Source organism: Micromonospora sp. NBC_00860 (assembly GCF_045207375.1).
Lineage (GTDB): Bacteria > Actinomycetota > Actinomycetes > Mycobacteriales > Micromonosporaceae > Micromonospora > Micromonospora vinacea.
In genome coordinates, this window is the sequence record NZ_CP108825.1 from 5,800,586 (window position 1) to 5,814,718 (window position 14,133).

General features: G+C 71.9%; 17 protein-coding genes. 6 read left to right on the top strand and 11 right to left on the bottom strand.

The window, feature by feature from the left end; all coding sequences use genetic code 11:
- Positions 1 to 21: 21 nt before the first annotated feature.
- The 4 genes from OH804_RS26670 to OH804_RS26685 form a co-directional block, all read right to left on the bottom strand.
- Positions 22 to 1,545, bottom strand: coding sequence for an FtsX-like permease family protein (locus OH804_RS26670; protein ID WP_406060261.1), 1,524 nt, complete (start codon positions 1,543 to 1,545; stop codon positions 22 to 24).
- Complete coding sequence (locus OH804_RS26675; protein WP_406060263.1) at positions 1,542 to 2,243, bottom strand: ABC transporter ATP-binding protein; 702 nt, start codon at positions 2,241 to 2,243, stop codon at positions 1,542 to 1,544. The genes OH804_RS26670 and OH804_RS26675 overlap by 4 nt, the downstream gene beginning before the upstream one ends.
- Positions 2,240 to 2,776 carry a PadR family transcriptional regulator gene (locus tag OH804_RS26680; RefSeq protein WP_196920601.1) on the bottom strand — a complete coding sequence of 179 codons (537 nt, stop codon included), beginning with the start codon at positions 2,774 to 2,776 and terminating at the stop codon, positions 2,240 to 2,242. Before OH804_RS26680 ends, OH804_RS26675 begins: the two co-directional genes overlap by 4 nt.
- Before the next feature lie 205 nt (positions 2,777 to 2,981).
- Positions 2,982 to 3,566, bottom strand: coding sequence for a TIGR03086 family metal-binding protein (locus tag OH804_RS26685; RefSeq protein ID WP_196920600.1), 585 nt, complete (start codon positions 3,564 to 3,566; stop codon positions 2,982 to 2,984).
- Positions 3,567 to 3,597: 31 nt separating this feature from the next.
- Between OH804_RS26685 and OH804_RS26690 the strand changes: the two genes are divergently transcribed.
- Positions 3,598 to 4,425 carry a DUF6597 domain-containing transcriptional factor gene (locus OH804_RS26690; RefSeq protein WP_406060266.1) on the top strand — a complete coding sequence of 276 codons (828 nt, stop codon included), beginning with the start codon at positions 3,598 to 3,600 and terminating at the stop codon, positions 4,423 to 4,425.
- Positions 4,426 to 4,446: 21 nt separating this feature from the next.
- On the opposite strand, the gene OH804_RS26695 is transcribed toward OH804_RS26690, so the two are convergent.
- Genes OH804_RS26695 through OH804_RS26720 form a run of 6 tightly spaced genes read right to left on the bottom strand, consistent with a single transcriptional unit; the run spans position 4,447 to position 10,044 of the window.
- Positions 4,447 to 5,976 carry a SpoIIE family protein phosphatase gene (locus tag OH804_RS26695; RefSeq protein WP_196920598.1) on the bottom strand — a complete coding sequence of 510 codons (1,530 nt, stop codon included), beginning with the start codon at positions 5,974 to 5,976 and terminating at the stop codon, positions 4,447 to 4,449.
- A gap of 13 nt (positions 5,977 to 5,989) precedes the next feature.
- On the bottom strand, positions 5,990 to 7,351 hold the full coding sequence (locus OH804_RS26700) for a sensor histidine kinase (RefSeq protein WP_406060268.1): 1,362 nt from the start codon (positions 7,349 to 7,351) through the stop codon (positions 5,990 to 5,992).
- Positions 7,348 to 8,361, bottom strand: coding sequence for a SpoIIE family protein phosphatase (locus OH804_RS26705; RefSeq protein ID WP_406066678.1), 1,014 nt, complete (start codon positions 8,359 to 8,361; stop codon positions 7,348 to 7,350). Before OH804_RS26705 ends, OH804_RS26700 begins: the two co-directional genes overlap by 4 nt.
- Positions 8,358 to 8,777, bottom strand: coding sequence for an anti-sigma regulatory factor (locus OH804_RS26710; protein WP_406060270.1), 420 nt, complete (start codon positions 8,775 to 8,777; stop codon positions 8,358 to 8,360). Before OH804_RS26710 ends, OH804_RS26705 begins: the two co-directional genes overlap by 4 nt.
- Complete coding sequence (locus tag OH804_RS26715) at positions 8,774 to 9,184, bottom strand: STAS domain-containing protein (protein WP_196920595.1); 411 nt, start codon at positions 9,182 to 9,184, stop codon at positions 8,774 to 8,776. Before OH804_RS26715 ends, OH804_RS26710 begins: the two co-directional genes overlap by 4 nt.
- Positions 9,184 to 10,044 carry an STAS domain-containing protein gene (locus OH804_RS26720; protein WP_406060272.1) on the bottom strand — a complete coding sequence of 287 codons (861 nt, stop codon included), beginning with the start codon at positions 10,042 to 10,044 and terminating at the stop codon, positions 9,184 to 9,186. The genes OH804_RS26715 and OH804_RS26720 overlap by 1 nt, the downstream gene beginning before the upstream one ends.
- 163 nt (positions 10,045 to 10,207) lie before the next feature.
- On the opposite strand from OH804_RS26720, the gene OH804_RS26725 reads away from it, so the two are divergent.
- The gene (locus OH804_RS26725) at positions 10,208 to 10,564 is read left to right on the top strand and encodes an STAS domain-containing protein (protein WP_196920593.1); all 357 of its coding nucleotides are present in this window, start codon (positions 10,208 to 10,210) and stop codon (positions 10,562 to 10,564) included.
- A gap of 13 nt (positions 10,565 to 10,577) precedes the next feature.
- Here the strand turns inward: OH804_RS26725 and OH804_RS26730 are convergent, their stop codons facing one another.
- Positions 10,578 to 11,858, bottom strand: a complete 1,281-nt coding sequence (locus OH804_RS26730; protein ID WP_406060274.1) for an MFS transporter — start codon at positions 11,856 to 11,858, stop codon at positions 10,578 to 10,580.
- Positions 11,859 to 11,908: 50 nt separating this feature from the next.
- Here OH804_RS26730 and OH804_RS26735 point away from each other — a divergent pair, with 50 nt between their 5' ends.
- The 4 genes from OH804_RS26735 to OH804_RS26750 all read left to right on the top strand — a co-directional run bounded on the left by OH804_RS26735 (position 11,909) and on the right by OH804_RS26750 (position 14,101).
- Complete coding sequence (locus OH804_RS26735; RefSeq protein ID WP_406060276.1) at positions 11,909 to 12,625, top strand: FadR/GntR family transcriptional regulator; 717 nt, start codon at positions 11,909 to 11,911, stop codon at positions 12,623 to 12,625.
- Positions 12,626 to 12,664: 39 nt separating this feature from the next.
- Entirely contained in the window at positions 12,665 to 13,138 is a 474-nt protein-coding gene (gene mscL / locus OH804_RS26740; protein ID WP_124823134.1) for a large conductance mechanosensitive channel protein MscL, read from the top strand.
- Positions 13,139 to 13,219: 81 nt separating this feature from the next.
- Positions 13,220 to 13,471 carry a hypothetical protein gene (locus OH804_RS26745; RefSeq protein WP_030486188.1) on the top strand — a complete coding sequence of 84 codons (252 nt, stop codon included), beginning with the start codon at positions 13,220 to 13,222 and terminating at the stop codon, positions 13,469 to 13,471.
- Positions 13,472 to 13,729: 258 nt separating this feature from the next.
- Positions 13,730 to 14,101, top strand: coding sequence for a hypothetical protein (locus OH804_RS26750; RefSeq protein WP_184180542.1), 372 nt, complete (start codon positions 13,730 to 13,732; stop codon positions 14,099 to 14,101).
- Positions 14,102 to 14,133: the final 32 nt, after the last annotated feature.

Genomic DNA, 14,133 nt, shown 5'->3' on the forward strand with positions numbered 1-14,133 from the left:
CACCAGCGGTGTTACATCGACTCAGGTCGTCCGCAGCTCGTCCAGGGCGGTGCTGACACGCAGGAAGAGCAGGCCGACACCGACAGTCACCAGCACCGCCGCCACCGCGCCGGCGCCGAGCCACGCCAGGTGCTCCAGGGGTACGGGAACGGCACGCTGCACCTCGGGGAAGTACACGATTCGGGAGTACTGCTCCCGGGTGGCAGGGTCGTCACAGAGCGCCGCCGTGGCCTCGCAGATCAACGTCGACCCGCCACCCGCTGACACTTCCCCCACGAGCCCTCGGCCGAGCAGCGTGCCCACGGTGAGCGCGAGCAGGATCGCGGGCACGGCCGGCGCCAACGCCTGCCAGGCCACCGAACGGCTCAGCGTGGCGCGGGGCACCCCGGTGGCGACCAACGCGGCGTAGGCGCGTCGGCGGGCAACGATCCCCTCGACCAGCGCGACGATCAGCCCGCCCGTCGCGATCAGGATGGCCACGGCGATCGCGCCGTCGACAAGATCCATCGTCGACAGATAGAAAGGGTTGGCGCCACCGTCGCCCGCCCCGGCGAGTCGGCTCTGCTCCCGGTCGAGCTGGTCCTTGGTGGCGAAGTAGGCGCGCTGAGCGGCCGCACCCCCGCCGAAGATCAGGGCGGCGAGCAGCGCGGCGAACGTGCGGCTGCCCGCCCACGGGTCGGCCATCAGCCGGCCCGCCGCGAGCAGCGCCGGGGCACGGCGGGCGTGCCGGCGCAACAACCGCCCGCAGTGGTACGAGATCCAGCCGGTGCCGATCACCACCCCGATCATCGCCGCCAACGCACCCCCCGCGAACAACAGCGGCACCAGCCAGGTCAGCTCTCCGCTGTCGTCGAACTGATTGGCCGCCGGGCGGATCAGCGCGAACGAGGCCACGCCGAACCCGATCAGGAGCCCGGCCCACGGGCCTGGACCGCGCTCGCGGGCGGCCTTCCGGCTCACCCCGAGCGGGCTGGTGGTGACCGTACGCAGCATCAGGGCGGTGGCCAGCGCCGCCACGACCGGCAGACCGAGCACCACGCCGGCCAGCGCGCCGGGCGACGGCAGCACGTCGGTGGGCACTGCCAGTTGACCCCGCGCGTCCGGTCGGTGCAGCAGGTCGCGGCCAACCAGGTAGACACCCAGCCCGACGAACGTGCCGAGCAGAGCGGCCACACCGGTCTCCAGCACCACCAGCCGGGTGACCTGCCCGGGTGTGGCGCCGGCCAACCGGATCGCGGCCAATCGGCGGTCCCGGGCCGGCGCGCCGAGCCGGGCGCACTGACCGGCCAGCGCCAGCACCGGGACCATCAGCATCAGCAGCGCGAACGCCGTACCGCCGCGCAACCCGGGCTCCCGCAGCAACGCGTTGCGGTACTGCTCGGACTGCGCCCAGGCGTCACCGGCCGGTTTCTCGATGGCCAACACGGTGAGCGCCGCGAGCCCGGCCAGGGTCGCCAGCAGGGCGCTGAGCGCGGTGAGCACCACCCGGGCGGTGTCGGTGCGGGTGCCGGCGAGCGCGAGGCGAACCAGCGTCGTCGGCCTCACCGGGCACCGCCGGCCAGCGGGACGTCGAGCCCCAGGCCGGTGTGGTCCACCAGGCCGTCCCGCAGCACGACCTCCCGATCGGCGTACGCGGCGATCCGCGGCTCGTGGGTGACCAGCACGACGGCGGTGCGCTGTTCACGGGCGAGCCGGACCAGTTGCGTGAGGACCTGCTCGCCGGCGAGCGTGTCCAGTGCGCCGGTCGGTTCGTCGGCGAAGAGCACCCGAGGCTCCGTCACCAGCGCCCGCGCCGTGGCGCAGCGTTGCTGCTGACCCCCGGACATCTCCCCCGGCCGGATGTCGGCCACCTCGGCCACCCCGAACCGTTCCAGCCAGGTGAACGCCGCCGTCCGTGCCTCTCGCCGCCCCGTGCCGGCGAGGAGCAGGGGCAGAGCGACGTTCTCGGCGGCGGTCAACTCGGCCACCAGTTGACCGAACTGGAACAGCACCCCGAACTCGGTGCGCCGCAGCCGGGATCGTGCCGCCTCCGACAAGGTGTCGATGCGGTGCCCGCGCCAGGTGACCTCGCCGACGTCCGGCCGGAGGATCCCGGCCAGGCAGTGCAGCAGTGTCGACTTGCCGCAGCCGCTCGGCCCGGTGACGGCGACGATCTCGCCCTCGGCCACGTCGAGCGTCACGCCGCGCAGTGCGGGCGTCGGGCCGTACGCCCGAACCACGCCGCGAGCCTGAAGTTGCGTCACGGATGCACCTCCCGGTGCCAGTCGGCGACCCGGCCCAGGGTGGCGTGCAGCCACCGCAGATCCGCGTCGAGGTGGGCGATCGCGAAATCGGCCGCGACCACGTCGCTGAGGGTGGCGGCCGGGTCGGCCTTGACCACTGTCAGCTCGCGCAGCCGTGCGGTGTGCGCGGCCCGCTGGGCGATCAGATAGGACTGGGCCCGTTCGACGTCGGCCACCAGCAGCGCCACCACGACCTTGGCGAAGAGCGTGCTGACCACGTACGGCATGGGCGGCTCCACAGTGGACAGCCACTGGTCCAGCGCGTCCCGCCCCTGGTCGGTCAGCGCGTACGCCGTGCGATCCGGCCCGGCCACCCGGTCCTGCCCGGCGGCGGCCACCAGCCCGTCGCGTTCGAGGCGGCCGAGAGTGGCGTAGACCTGCCCGAACGCCAGCGGCCGAGCCCTTGGCAGCCGCTCGTCGTGCGCACGCTTCAGCTCGTAACCGTGCCGGCTGCCCCCAGCGAGCAACCCGAGCAGAACATGCGGCGTGGACACCCCGTCCACTATTCACCCAGCGAATACCCCAGTCAACAACCACCCGCCGAACCCCACCCCCGCCCCGCCCTGCCCCGCCCACCCCCGCCCTGCCCCGCCGCGCCCGTCGATCATGGAGTTGTGGTGGGTGACAAAGGGCCTGTGTCACGCCAAACCAGGCACCACAACTCCATGATCGACGAGGGCGGGGCGGGGTGGCAGGGGGTTAGGGGGTTTGGGGCCAGGTGGGGGTGCGGCCGGTCTGGGTCAGCAGGTGGGCGAGGTTGGGGGTCAGGTCGGGGGTTGGGGTGGGGGTGGGTAGTGGGTCGGCGAAGACGCCCATCTTCCGGGCCGTCGGGCCCAACTGCTCCACCAGTGTGTGCAGCTCGGCCACCGCCTCCGGGGCCGGGTGGTACGGCTGGCCGGTGGCGACGGCGAGGTCCCAGCCGTGCACTGTCAGGTCCAGCAGGGCCATACCGCCGATGGCGGACTGCGGCATGGGCATACGCGGTGACATGCCCTCCACGCTGGACGGGTCCGACCAGGCGACGATCAACCGGCCGGTCTCCACCTCGAAGCGGTCCCGCCAGCCGTCGCCCAGGTGGTCGGGCTTCTCGGCCCACTCCACCTGTCGCTTCTGGGCCAGGTCCTGAAAGTTGACCACCACCTGGAAGAGATGGTTGAGCAGATCACGGACCAGGTAGTCGCTGCACGGTGTGGGCAGGTCCAGTTGGTCGTCGGAGATACCCCGTACGACATCGACGGTTCGCGGCGCGGCGGCCGCCAGCAGCTCGCTAGTCTGAGTGGACATAGGGCCAGCGTATGAGGGTGGTCTTGAACAAATGCGACAGCGACCGCGTGGCGACAGCCGGGGCATTCTCGACCCCGGGCGTCTGCTGCGCGAGGTGCGCTTCCGCCGACACCTGCCGGCGGAGTCGCTGCGCCAGTGGGTCGAGCACTACTGGTTGATCGACTGGGGGTTGAGCGCGCCGTTCGAGCAGCGGGTCGTGCCGCACCCGGCGGTGAACGTGGTGTTCCAACGGGACGACGACGGGCCCGAATCCGGCGAGGTGGCCGGGGTGGGCCGCGACCTGTTCCGGATCACGCTCAGCGGCACCGGTCGGGTGTGCGGGGTGCAGTTCCGCCCCGGCGGCTTCCACCCGTTCTGGCGCCGGCCGGTCAGTGAGCTGACCGGCCATAGGGTGCCGCTGCCCGCCGGCCGGCTGACCCGCCCGGACGTTCCGGTGTGCCCGAACAGGTCAGCGGGGCCACCCGCCTCGGCGGCCAGCGACGACGAGCGCTGCCGGGCACTGGACGCCCTCCTCACCGCCTGGCAGCCGGAGCCGGACCCGATGGCCGAGGAGGCCGTCCGGCTGGCCGAGGCGATCCGTACCGACCGGACGGTGCTGCGCGTCGACGACTTCGCCGCGCGACACGACGTTCCGGTCCGCCGGTTGCAGCGACTCTTCCTTGAGTACGTGGGGGTCGCGCCGAAGTGGGTGATCCGCCGCTACCGGCTCCAGGAAGCTGTCGAACAGGCCGCCGGTGGTCCGCTGAGGTGGGCCGATCTCGCCGCCGACCTCGGTTACAGCGACCAGGCCCACCTGGTCCGCGACTTCACCGCCGTGGCCGGGGTGTCCCCCGCCGCGTACGCCCGCTCGGTGCGCTGAGGAAGCCCGAAAGGTGACGGATCAGCGGCGGCGCAGGACGACAACTGCGACGTCGTCCTGGATCTCCGGTGGGGCCAGCTCCACCAGCAGTCGGGCGCAGAACTGGTCCAGGTCACCGTCGACCGTCGCGGCGCTCGCGGCCAGCGCGGCCAGCCCCTCGTCGATGGTGGCGTCCCGCCGCTCGATCAGCCCGTCGGTGTAGAAGACCAGCGTGGCTCCGGCCGGCACCACGAATTCCAGGTCGGCCGGGCGCGGCGCGCGGACGCCGAGCAGCGGCGCGGAGTGCTGCACGAACTCGACCTTGCCATCCATGATCATCAGCGGCGGAAGGTGCCCGGCACTGGCCAACCGGACCCGTCCGGTCGGCGGGTGCAGCAGCAGTACGCAGAGCGTCGCCAACTCGTTCGGCAGCAGGGTCCGCATCAGCTCGTTGACCCGGTGCAGGATCTCGCCGGGCTGGTGGCCCTCGACCGCGTACGCCCGCACCGCGTGCCGCAGCTCGGCCATCACGGTCGCCGCGTGCAGCGAGTGGCCGGCGACGTCCCCGATCGCCAGCAGCAGGTGCCCGTCGAGCATCACCAGCTCGTAGAAGTCGCCGCCCACCTCGGTCTGCGCGCTGGCCGGCTCGTAGCGCACCGCGAGGTCCAGGCCGGCAACGGTCGGCAGCCCGCGCGGGAGCAGGCTGCGTTGGAGGGTGACAGCGATCCGGTGCTCCTCGTCGAACGAGCGCTGCCCCTCGACGGCCGCCGCCACCGCCTGAGCCAGCTGCTTGAGCACCGGGGTCCGCGCGGTCTGGGTGGCGGTCGGGACCACCACGTACAGCGGGGCCCGGTCCTCGCGCAGTCGGGCGGCGGCGACGGTCACCGTGTCGTCGGTCGGCCAGTCGACGAGCGCCCAGTTCGCCGGGGCCTCCACCCGGACCGTGGCGCCGGTGGGCACCCCGGTGTCGTCCACGACCCACGGCACCACGGCCGCCACCGCGCCGGGACCGGCGCAGACGCCCGCGAGGCAGTCACCGTCGAAGGTTTCCGCGATCACCGCCGCCGGGCTCTTGAAGATCTGGGCGGCGCCCTCGGCAGCGGCCTCCAGCAGGCGCGCGAAGGTCGGCGCGGCGTGCACCGCGACGGTCGTGTCGGCCAACCCGAGCAACCGCTCGGCGAGCAGTTCGGCGCGCTGCCGCGCCTGGTAGTAGCGCAGCACCGCCCGGGTGGTGGCGATCAGCTCCTCGGGCTCGATCGGCTCGGTCAGGTACGCGTCCGCGCCTCGGGTCAGCCCCTGGGCGCGGTCGGCCACGTCCACGGCGTGCGCCGACACGTGGATGACCGGCATCGCCGGATGCCGCGCCTTGATCTGCTCGCAGACCTCGTAACCGCTCAGATCGGGCAGCCGGACGTCGAGGACCACCAGGTCGATCCGGTCCACCTCGACCCGAGCCAACGCCTCGGCGCCGTTCTCGGCCTCCAGCACTGTGAACCCGGCCCGGGTCAGCCAGCTGACCAGCAGGTAACGCTTGGTACGACTGTCGTCGACCACCAGGATGGTTGTCGGCATGCCGTCCACGCGGTCACGCCCCGCCGGTGGGCAGGGAGACGGTGAATGTGCTGCCCTCGCCGGGCGCGCTGGTCAGCTCCAGTGAACCGCCGAGCAGCGTCACCAACCGCCGGGCGTACGGCAGACCGAGGCCGGTGCCGCCGACCCGGGTGGCTCCGGGGATCTGGTAGAACTCCTCGAAGATCCGGTCCTGCAGCTCGGGTGCGATGCCCGGCCCGGTGTCGCTGACCTCGAACTGCCAACGGTGGCCGTGTTGGCTGGCCCGCAGTCGCACCTCGCCCCGCTCGGTGAACTTCAACCCGTTGTGCAGCAGGTTGCGCAGCACCTGGCCGAGCAGCACCTCGTCGGTGCGCAGCAGGGCCGGCCCGGCGGGCTCCTCCACGACCAGCTCCACCCCCGGGCGGGTGGCCAGGGCGCGCAGGGTGCCGCGCAGTTGACCGAAGACCGGCCGCAGGTCGACCTCGGTCAGGTCCGGCTCGATCCGGCCGGACTCCGCCTTGGCCAGGTCGAGGAGTTCGTTGACCAGGTTGAGCAGGTCTGCCGCCGACGAGCGGATCAGATCGACCTGGCGGCCCTGCTCGTCGGTGAGCGGGTCGGAGGCGGAGTCGGTGAGCAGCCGCCCCAGGCCGATGATCGCGGTGACCGGGGCGCGCAGCTCGTGGCTCACGTTGGCCAGGAACCGGCTCTTCGACTCACTCGCCGCACGGAGCTGGGCCGACTTCTCGTCCAGCTCGGCGTAGAGGGCGACGACGCCGCGGTTGGTCTCCTCCAACTCCTCGGTGAGCTGGTTGTAGAGCGCCAGCACGCCGCGGTTGGTCTCGGCCAGCTCCTCGTTCAGCACGGCCAGCTCGTCGCGCTGACTGCGCACCTCGTCCAGTGCGGCGATGAGCTGCCCGTTCTGCACTGTCAACTCGTCCAGCGCACTGGCCGGCGCGGTGCGGCCGAGTTCGGTACGGAACTCGGCCAGCCGCTCCGGGGTCGGCGTCGGCGCGTTGGCCGGGACTCGTCGGGACATCCTCACGACCGTAACCCCCTCGACGGTCGACACGCTCAGTGTGTCGACCAGACGGGACACCGCGCCGGACTGCGGTTGGTAGCTACCGTCCGGCAGTGGGGACACCGGGGCCAGGTCGGCGCGCAGGTGGAACCGGCCATCGGCACCCGCGTCGACGTGGAACGAGACATCGGCACCGCCGACCGTGCGCAGCAGATCCCGGGCGACCTCGCTGAGCGCGGTGGCGATCCGCACCTGGTCCTGATGTTCCAGGCCGACCACCGCGGCCACCTCGCGCCCCCGCTGGCGGATCACGAAGATGTCCTGCTCGACCCGCAGCGCCATCTGGAGCAGCGGCAGCCCGGCCGGCTCCCCGCTCATGCCCACGACCTCGCAACCAGTACGCAGGCGTCGTCACGTCGCACACCGGCGTCACGGAGCAGAGTCGCCGCCATGACCAGCGGGGATCGCTCCGCCAGGCCCGGGTAGTCGGTCATCCGCCACCGGTCGACCACCCCGTCGCTGTGCATCACCAGCCGGGCGCCGGGACCGAACGGGTAGTCGTACTCCCGGATCGTGGGCCGTTGATGGCCGGCGATGCCGGGCAGCGACACCAGCCCCCGGCGGCGGCCGTCACCCTCGACGACCACGCCGGCTATGTTGCCCAGGCCGGCGTAGTGGAGCACGCCTGCCTCCGGCATCAGCTCGCCGACGGCGAGCGCGGCGCCCCGCGTGTGCGACATGCTCCGGTGCAGGTGACCGACCACCATCGCCGGCGGGCCGGACGGGGCGTCGCGGAACGCTGCCAGCGCCGCCTCGGTGGCGGCCCCGGCCAGCGGCCCGTGCCCCAACCCGTCACTCACCAGCACCTGGTGCCGCCCGTCGACGACCCGCACGGCGTAGCCGTCGCCGCTGATCGTCTCGCCGGTCAACGGTCGGGTGAGAGCGCCGGCCCAGGACGGCCGAGCCGCCTCGGCCGGCCAGACCTGCACGGCGAGGACGGTGCCCCGGCCGGGCAGCGAGTATCCGTCGAACCAGCTGGCCTGCCGGACGATGGCACCCAGACCGATGCCGAGTGTGCCGGTGGTGGAGTGCCCGTCCTGGGACGAGACGGTCAGGTCGGCCATGCCGGGCCCGGAGTCGATGGCCACCAGCTCCACACCGGCCTGCCCGGCGCGGCGTACCGGCCGGAGCAGCAGGACACCCTCGTCGGCGTGCTTGACCAGGTTGCTGGTCAGCTCGGCGGCGACGATGGCCAGGTCCGCGATGCGCGCCTCGCCCATCTCCACCTGCGTGCCGAGACGTTCGGCGGCCCGCCGGACGGCGCTCGCCGCGCTGCTGGCCTCCACCCGGAACCAGATGCCACTGTCGGTGACCGCGTCGGCGTTCACCTGGACCACTTGGTGACCGTGATCCGCGTACCGGCCTCCGCTGACGTCTCGATCTGGAACTCGTCGACCAGGCGTCGCGACCCGCTGAGCCCGAGGCCGAGGCCGCCGCCGCTGGTGTAGCCGTCGGTCATGGCCAGGTCGAGGTCGGCGATGCCCGGCCCGGAGTCGGCGAACACGATCTGCACGCCCTTGCGTCGGCCGTTGTCCACGACAGTCACCTCGACCGAACCGCCGCCGCCGTACACCAGGGTGTTGCGGGCCAACTCGCTCGCCGCGGTGACCACCTTGGTCTGGTCGACGAGGGACAGCTTGCTGGCCACCGCCACGGCGCGGACCAACTGCCGGACGCGCACCACGTCCTCATCGCTGCGGACCGACTGCGCCTGTGGCTGGCCCAGGTCGATGCCCGCGGTCACGGCGTGGCCGTCTCGGCGTCCGGATCGTCGTCGAGCTGGTAGTCGAGCTCGTCGGCGTGGGCCGCCGCGATCAGCTCCATGCCGCGCTCGACGTTCAGCGCGGTACGGATGCCGTTCAGCGACAGCCCGAGTTCGACAAGGGTGATGGCGACGGCCGGACGCATCCCGACCACCACCGTCTCCGCGTCCAGCACCTTGGAGATCGAGGCGATGGTGGAGAGCATCCGCCCGACGAAGGAGTCGACGATGTCCAGTGCCGTGATGTCGATGATGACGCCGTGGCAGCCGGTGGCGACGATCCGCTCGGCCAGGTCTTCCTGGAGCGCGACCGCCGTCTGGTCGGACATGTCGAGCTGGATGGAGACGAGCAGGATGTCACCGATCTTGAGGATCGGCACCCTCTCCATCAGGCGTCCCGACGCGGCTGGCGGCGAGCGGTCTCCACCCCGTTGAGCCGCAGCACGTGGCGCAACGCGTCGGCGAGGCTCGCCTTGGTGGCGATGTCGCCGAACTCGATGCCGAGCGCCACGATGGTCTGCGCGATCTGCGGGCGGATGCCGGAGATGATGCAGTCGGCGCCCATCAGTCGGGCGGCCACCACGGTCTTCAGGATGTGCTGGGCGACCTGGGTGTCCACCGCCGGTACGCCGGTGATGTCGATGATCGCGTACGGCGAGCTGGTGTCGACCAGGGTCTGGAGCAGCCGCTCCATGACGACCTGGGCCCGGGCCGAGTCCAGGGTGCCGACCAGCGGCACGGCGACGACGCCCTCCCAGAGCTTGACCACCGGCGTGGACAGCTCGAGCAGCTGCTCGGCCTGGTCGGCGATCAGGCTCTCCCGGGTGCGGACGAAGCTCTCGAACGTGAACAGCCCCATCTCGTCGACCAGCTTCGAGAAGGCGACGTAGTCCGGGAGCGCGTTCGGGCCACCGGTCTCCTGCACCAGCTCGGCCAGCACGTCCTTCAGCGCGAAGATGCTGACAGTGGTCTCGGTGGCGGAGAAGCCCTGCCGGGCCCGGCCACGAGACAGCTCGGAGAGCGCGGCGCGCAGTTCGGCGGCGTTCTCGGCGGACAGGTCGATGATGCCCTGCTCGCCGGTGGAGACGATGGCGCGGTGCAGGTCCTGGACCTGTCGGCGCAGCTCCGCCTGGCTCAGCCGGCCACGCAACGAACTGGTGACGATCTCGGTCCACCGAGTCGTGACCCGTTCGTCCTGCCCGCTGAGCAGCGCGGCGAGCCGACCACTTTCTTCGGCGCTCAACGCCATTTCGAACCCCCTTGACCTGGACCGGGCGGACTCTATCACCGGGGTCTGATCAACTACTTGCCCCGTAGCAACAGAATGACGATGGCCACCGGATGACGGCTCCCGTGCTACCTCCGACCATGGTCGTGGGATACCGTTCCCCCGATAACAGGAGGTCTGGCGAATGTCGTTGACGGTGCACACGGAACAACGCGGCGACGTGGTCGTCGTGTCGGTCGCGGGCGAGCTGGACATGGCCACTGCACCGCAGTTGCAGGACCAGATCACCGACCTGCTCGACAAGGGCCGCAACCGGCTGGTGTTCGACCTGGCGGACGTCTCGTTCTGCGACTCGACCGGTCTGTCGGTCTTCGTCCGCGCCAAGAACAGCTGCGACGAGGCTGGCGGCGTGGTCCGGCTGGCCGCCCCGCAGCGCGGTGTGCTGCGCATCCTCGAGGTGAGCGGGCTGGTCGAGGTGCTGCACACCTACCCGACGGTGGATGAGGCAGTCGCCGGCGAATCGACGCCCGCTTCCTCCTGACCGTCAGCGTTCGTCACTCGTCCTCGACGTAACGGGGACGAGCGATCGCCATGCCCGCCGTCGTCTGCACGGCGAGGGCGCCCAGCAGGAACCCGATCGGCGCGGTCCAGCCGCCGGTGGCCTCGTAGAGGATGCCGACCATCAGCGGGCCGAGGGCGGCGATCACGTAACCGGTGCTCTGCGCGAACGCGGAGAGCGCGACGGTCCCCTCGGCGGTGCGGGCGCGCAGGCCGATGGCGGTCAGGATCATCGGGAACGCGCCCTGCCCGATCGCCAGGAGGGCGACCCAGAGCAGCGCGGCACCGTGCGGTGCGAGCGCCAACCCCAGGTAGGCCAGCGCCGACGCGGTGGTCAGCCCGAGCACCAGCGGCCGCAGGGTGCCCAGCCGGCCGGCCAGGGTGGGCATCAGCAGCGCGATCGGCACGCCGAGAGCGGTCACCCCGGCGAGCAGCAGCCCGGCCGACTCCGGCTGGTAACCGGCGTCGCGGAACAGTTGGGCCAGCCAGCCCATGATCGCGTACCCGCTGAGCGACTGGGCCCCGAAGTAGACGGCCATCGCCCAGCCGAGCCGGGTCCGCGCCGGCCGGACCCGCGTCGGCGTGGCGACGATCGCCGTCGGGGTCGCCCGCCGCGCCGCGGCGCGGGCCCGCAGCGCCAGCGGCACCCACGGGAGTACGGCCACCGCGGCCATCGCGGCCCAGACGCCGAGCCCGGCCCGCCATGACCCGAAGGCGTGCGCGATCGGCACCGCGGAGGCGGCGGCCACCGTCGTACCCACTGTCAACGCCATCGTGTACGCCCCGGTGACCAGGCCGGTACGGTGCGGGAAGTGCTGCTTGACCAGCATCGGAAGCAGAATGTTGGCGACCGCGATGCCGGACAGCGCCAGTGCGCTGGTGAGCACGAAGATCAAGGCCGAGTCGGTGGCGACCCGGAGCACCTGGCCGACGGCGAGGGCGAGCATGGCGACCACCAGCACCCGGGCCGGTGCCACCCGGCGGACCAGCCACGGGGTGAGCGCGCCGAGGCCGGCGAACGCGATGGTCGGCAGGGTGGTGACCAGACCGGCGGTGACGCCGGAGAGGCCCAGCCCGTCGCGGACCTCGTCGAGCAGCGCGCCGAGGCTCGTCACCACGGCCCGCAGGTTGAGCGCGACCAGCAGCATCCCGACCAGCACCAACGCGCCACCGGTCGCCGGGTGCGTCCGCCGGCCGGCGCCGGGGTCCCGCGTCGGGCGAGGGTGGACGGCGACGGGGGCGGGCAGCGCCGGAGCGGCGGTTGGTGGCGGGGTCATGACCCTTAACCTACAATCATGGGATGAATTTGGGACCGGTGATGTAACCAGTGCCACCGTCGGTTGAATTCCCCTCCGCGCCGCCGGCGCCGCCCCCCGGCCAGCCCGCCGTGCCACCCCGCGGGCACCGGGTCCGGCAGACCACAGAGCAACTCCGCGCCCGGATCCTCGGCGGCGAATGGCCCGTCGGCGGGCGCATCCCCACCGAGCCACAACTGGTCGCCGCACTGGGCGTCGGGCGCAACACGGTCCGCGAGGCCGTCCGCGCCCTGGTGCACGCCGGAGTGCTGGAGTGCCGGCAGGGCTCCGGCACCTACGTGGTGTCCACCGACGAACTGGCACCCGTGGTCGCCCGCCGACTCGGCGACGACCGGATGACCGAGGTCATCGAGGTACGCCGCGCCTTCGAGGTGGAGGCCGCCCGGCTCGCCGCGCTGAGGCGTACCCCGGAGGACCTGGCGGCGCTCGACGGCGCGCTCGCCCAGCGCGAGGCCGCCTGGCACGGCGGCCGGGTCGACGCGTTCGTCGAGGCCGACGCGGCACTGCACACGGCAGTGGTCGCCGCCGCGCACAACGCCATGCTCGCCGAGCTGTACGCCTCGGTCGGCACCGCCCTGCGCAGCACCGTCGCCCAGGCCATGGGTGGAGCGCTCACCCCGGAGCGCTACGTCGACCACAGTCGGCTGGTCGAGGCGATCCGGGCCGGCGATCCCGCCCGGGCGGCGCTGGAAGCCGGCGCTTTTCTGGAACCCGCCGAACGGGCATAGGTTGTGCCCGACAGAAAAGCGGACACCTCGGGAGTACGAATGCTCAAGGGCTTCAAAGACTTCATCATGCGCGGCAACGTCGTCGACCTGGCGGTCGGTGTCGTCATCGGCGCCGCGTTCACGGGCGTGGTCACCCAGCTCACCAAGTCGTTCCTCGAACCGCTGGTCCGGGTAATCATCGTGTTGATCACCGGGAACAAGAACGGCCTCACCGGCTCGGTCCCCACGTTCCGGGAGATCCCGTTCGACTGGGTGGCCTTCGTCAACGCGGTGATCACCTTCCTGCTGACCGCGCTGGCGCTCTACTTCCTGGTCGTCTACCCGATGAACCGGCTGGCCGAGCGGCGCAAGCGGGGCGAGGAGCCGCCGCCCTCGGCGCCGAGCGAGGAGGTCAAGCTGCTCACCGAGATCCGGGACGCCCTGGTCTCCGCCGGCCACACCACCCCCGGCCAGCAGCGCGGGGCGCTGGACGACGTGCTGGGCCGCCGCCCGGAGCCGCCGACGCAGCGCTGACCCGAACGGATGCACATCGGCCCCTGTGGGATTCCCGCAGGGGCCGCACCTTCTCGTACGTGTGTTCGATAGAGTCCCGCCATGGAGCAGCGAAAGCACTGGTGGAACGGGAAGTGGGGGCGGCTCGCCCGACGGGACGTCTTCCTACGGGTGGACGCCGACCGGTGGCACGTCGAGCAGCGGGCCGGCGGAGCCGAGGGCATCTCCCGTTTCTACGAGTACGGCAGTGCGGACGAAGCCGAGGACACCGTCCGCGCGCTGCTCGACGGCCCGGACACCTGGCGGGAGTTGTCCCCCCGCCCGCCCGGCGGCTGGACCCTCCCGAACAGCTGAGTGGGCGGGTGCAGCAGACAGTACGGGGGCCCTTCGTCCGCCACCGTGGCTCCGCCTCCCGGTGGCGGTACTGCTCTTTATGGTGGTGATGACTCTGAGGCATATTGATGCCACACAGTCATCACGCTCTCCGGCCCATCGCCTCGAGCCACTGCCGCTACCCCATCGGCGAGCGGGCCAAGCGGCGCGCGCCAGCGAAGCGGCGGTGCCTGCGAGCGACGGCGTTTAGCGGCGCGCCGACCTGGGAACCGCAGCGGGATGGACCAGCAGGACGAGCAGCAGGCGACCATCTCGCGGATCACCACCGGGATGCCGGTGATCGATTCCGCCGGCACCGAGGTCGGGACCGTGGACCTCGTCCAACGGGCTGACCCGAACGCGGTGACCGTCCAGACGCCGACCGCCGACCCGGGCAGCAGCCTGGACGAACTGATCGAGGCGACCGCCGTCGAGGAGCCGGACGTTCCGGCCGACCTGGCGGCGCGGCTGCTGCACAGCGGCTACCTGAAGGTTTCGACCGACCTGACCCGCACCGGGGCTGTCTACGTACCGGCGGACCGGATCGGGTCGGTGGCCGACGGCCGGGTCCTCCTGGCCGTCGGTGTGGCCGACCTGCCGCCCGAGGAGTGACCCCACCACCCTGATCGACTCGGGCTCAAGGA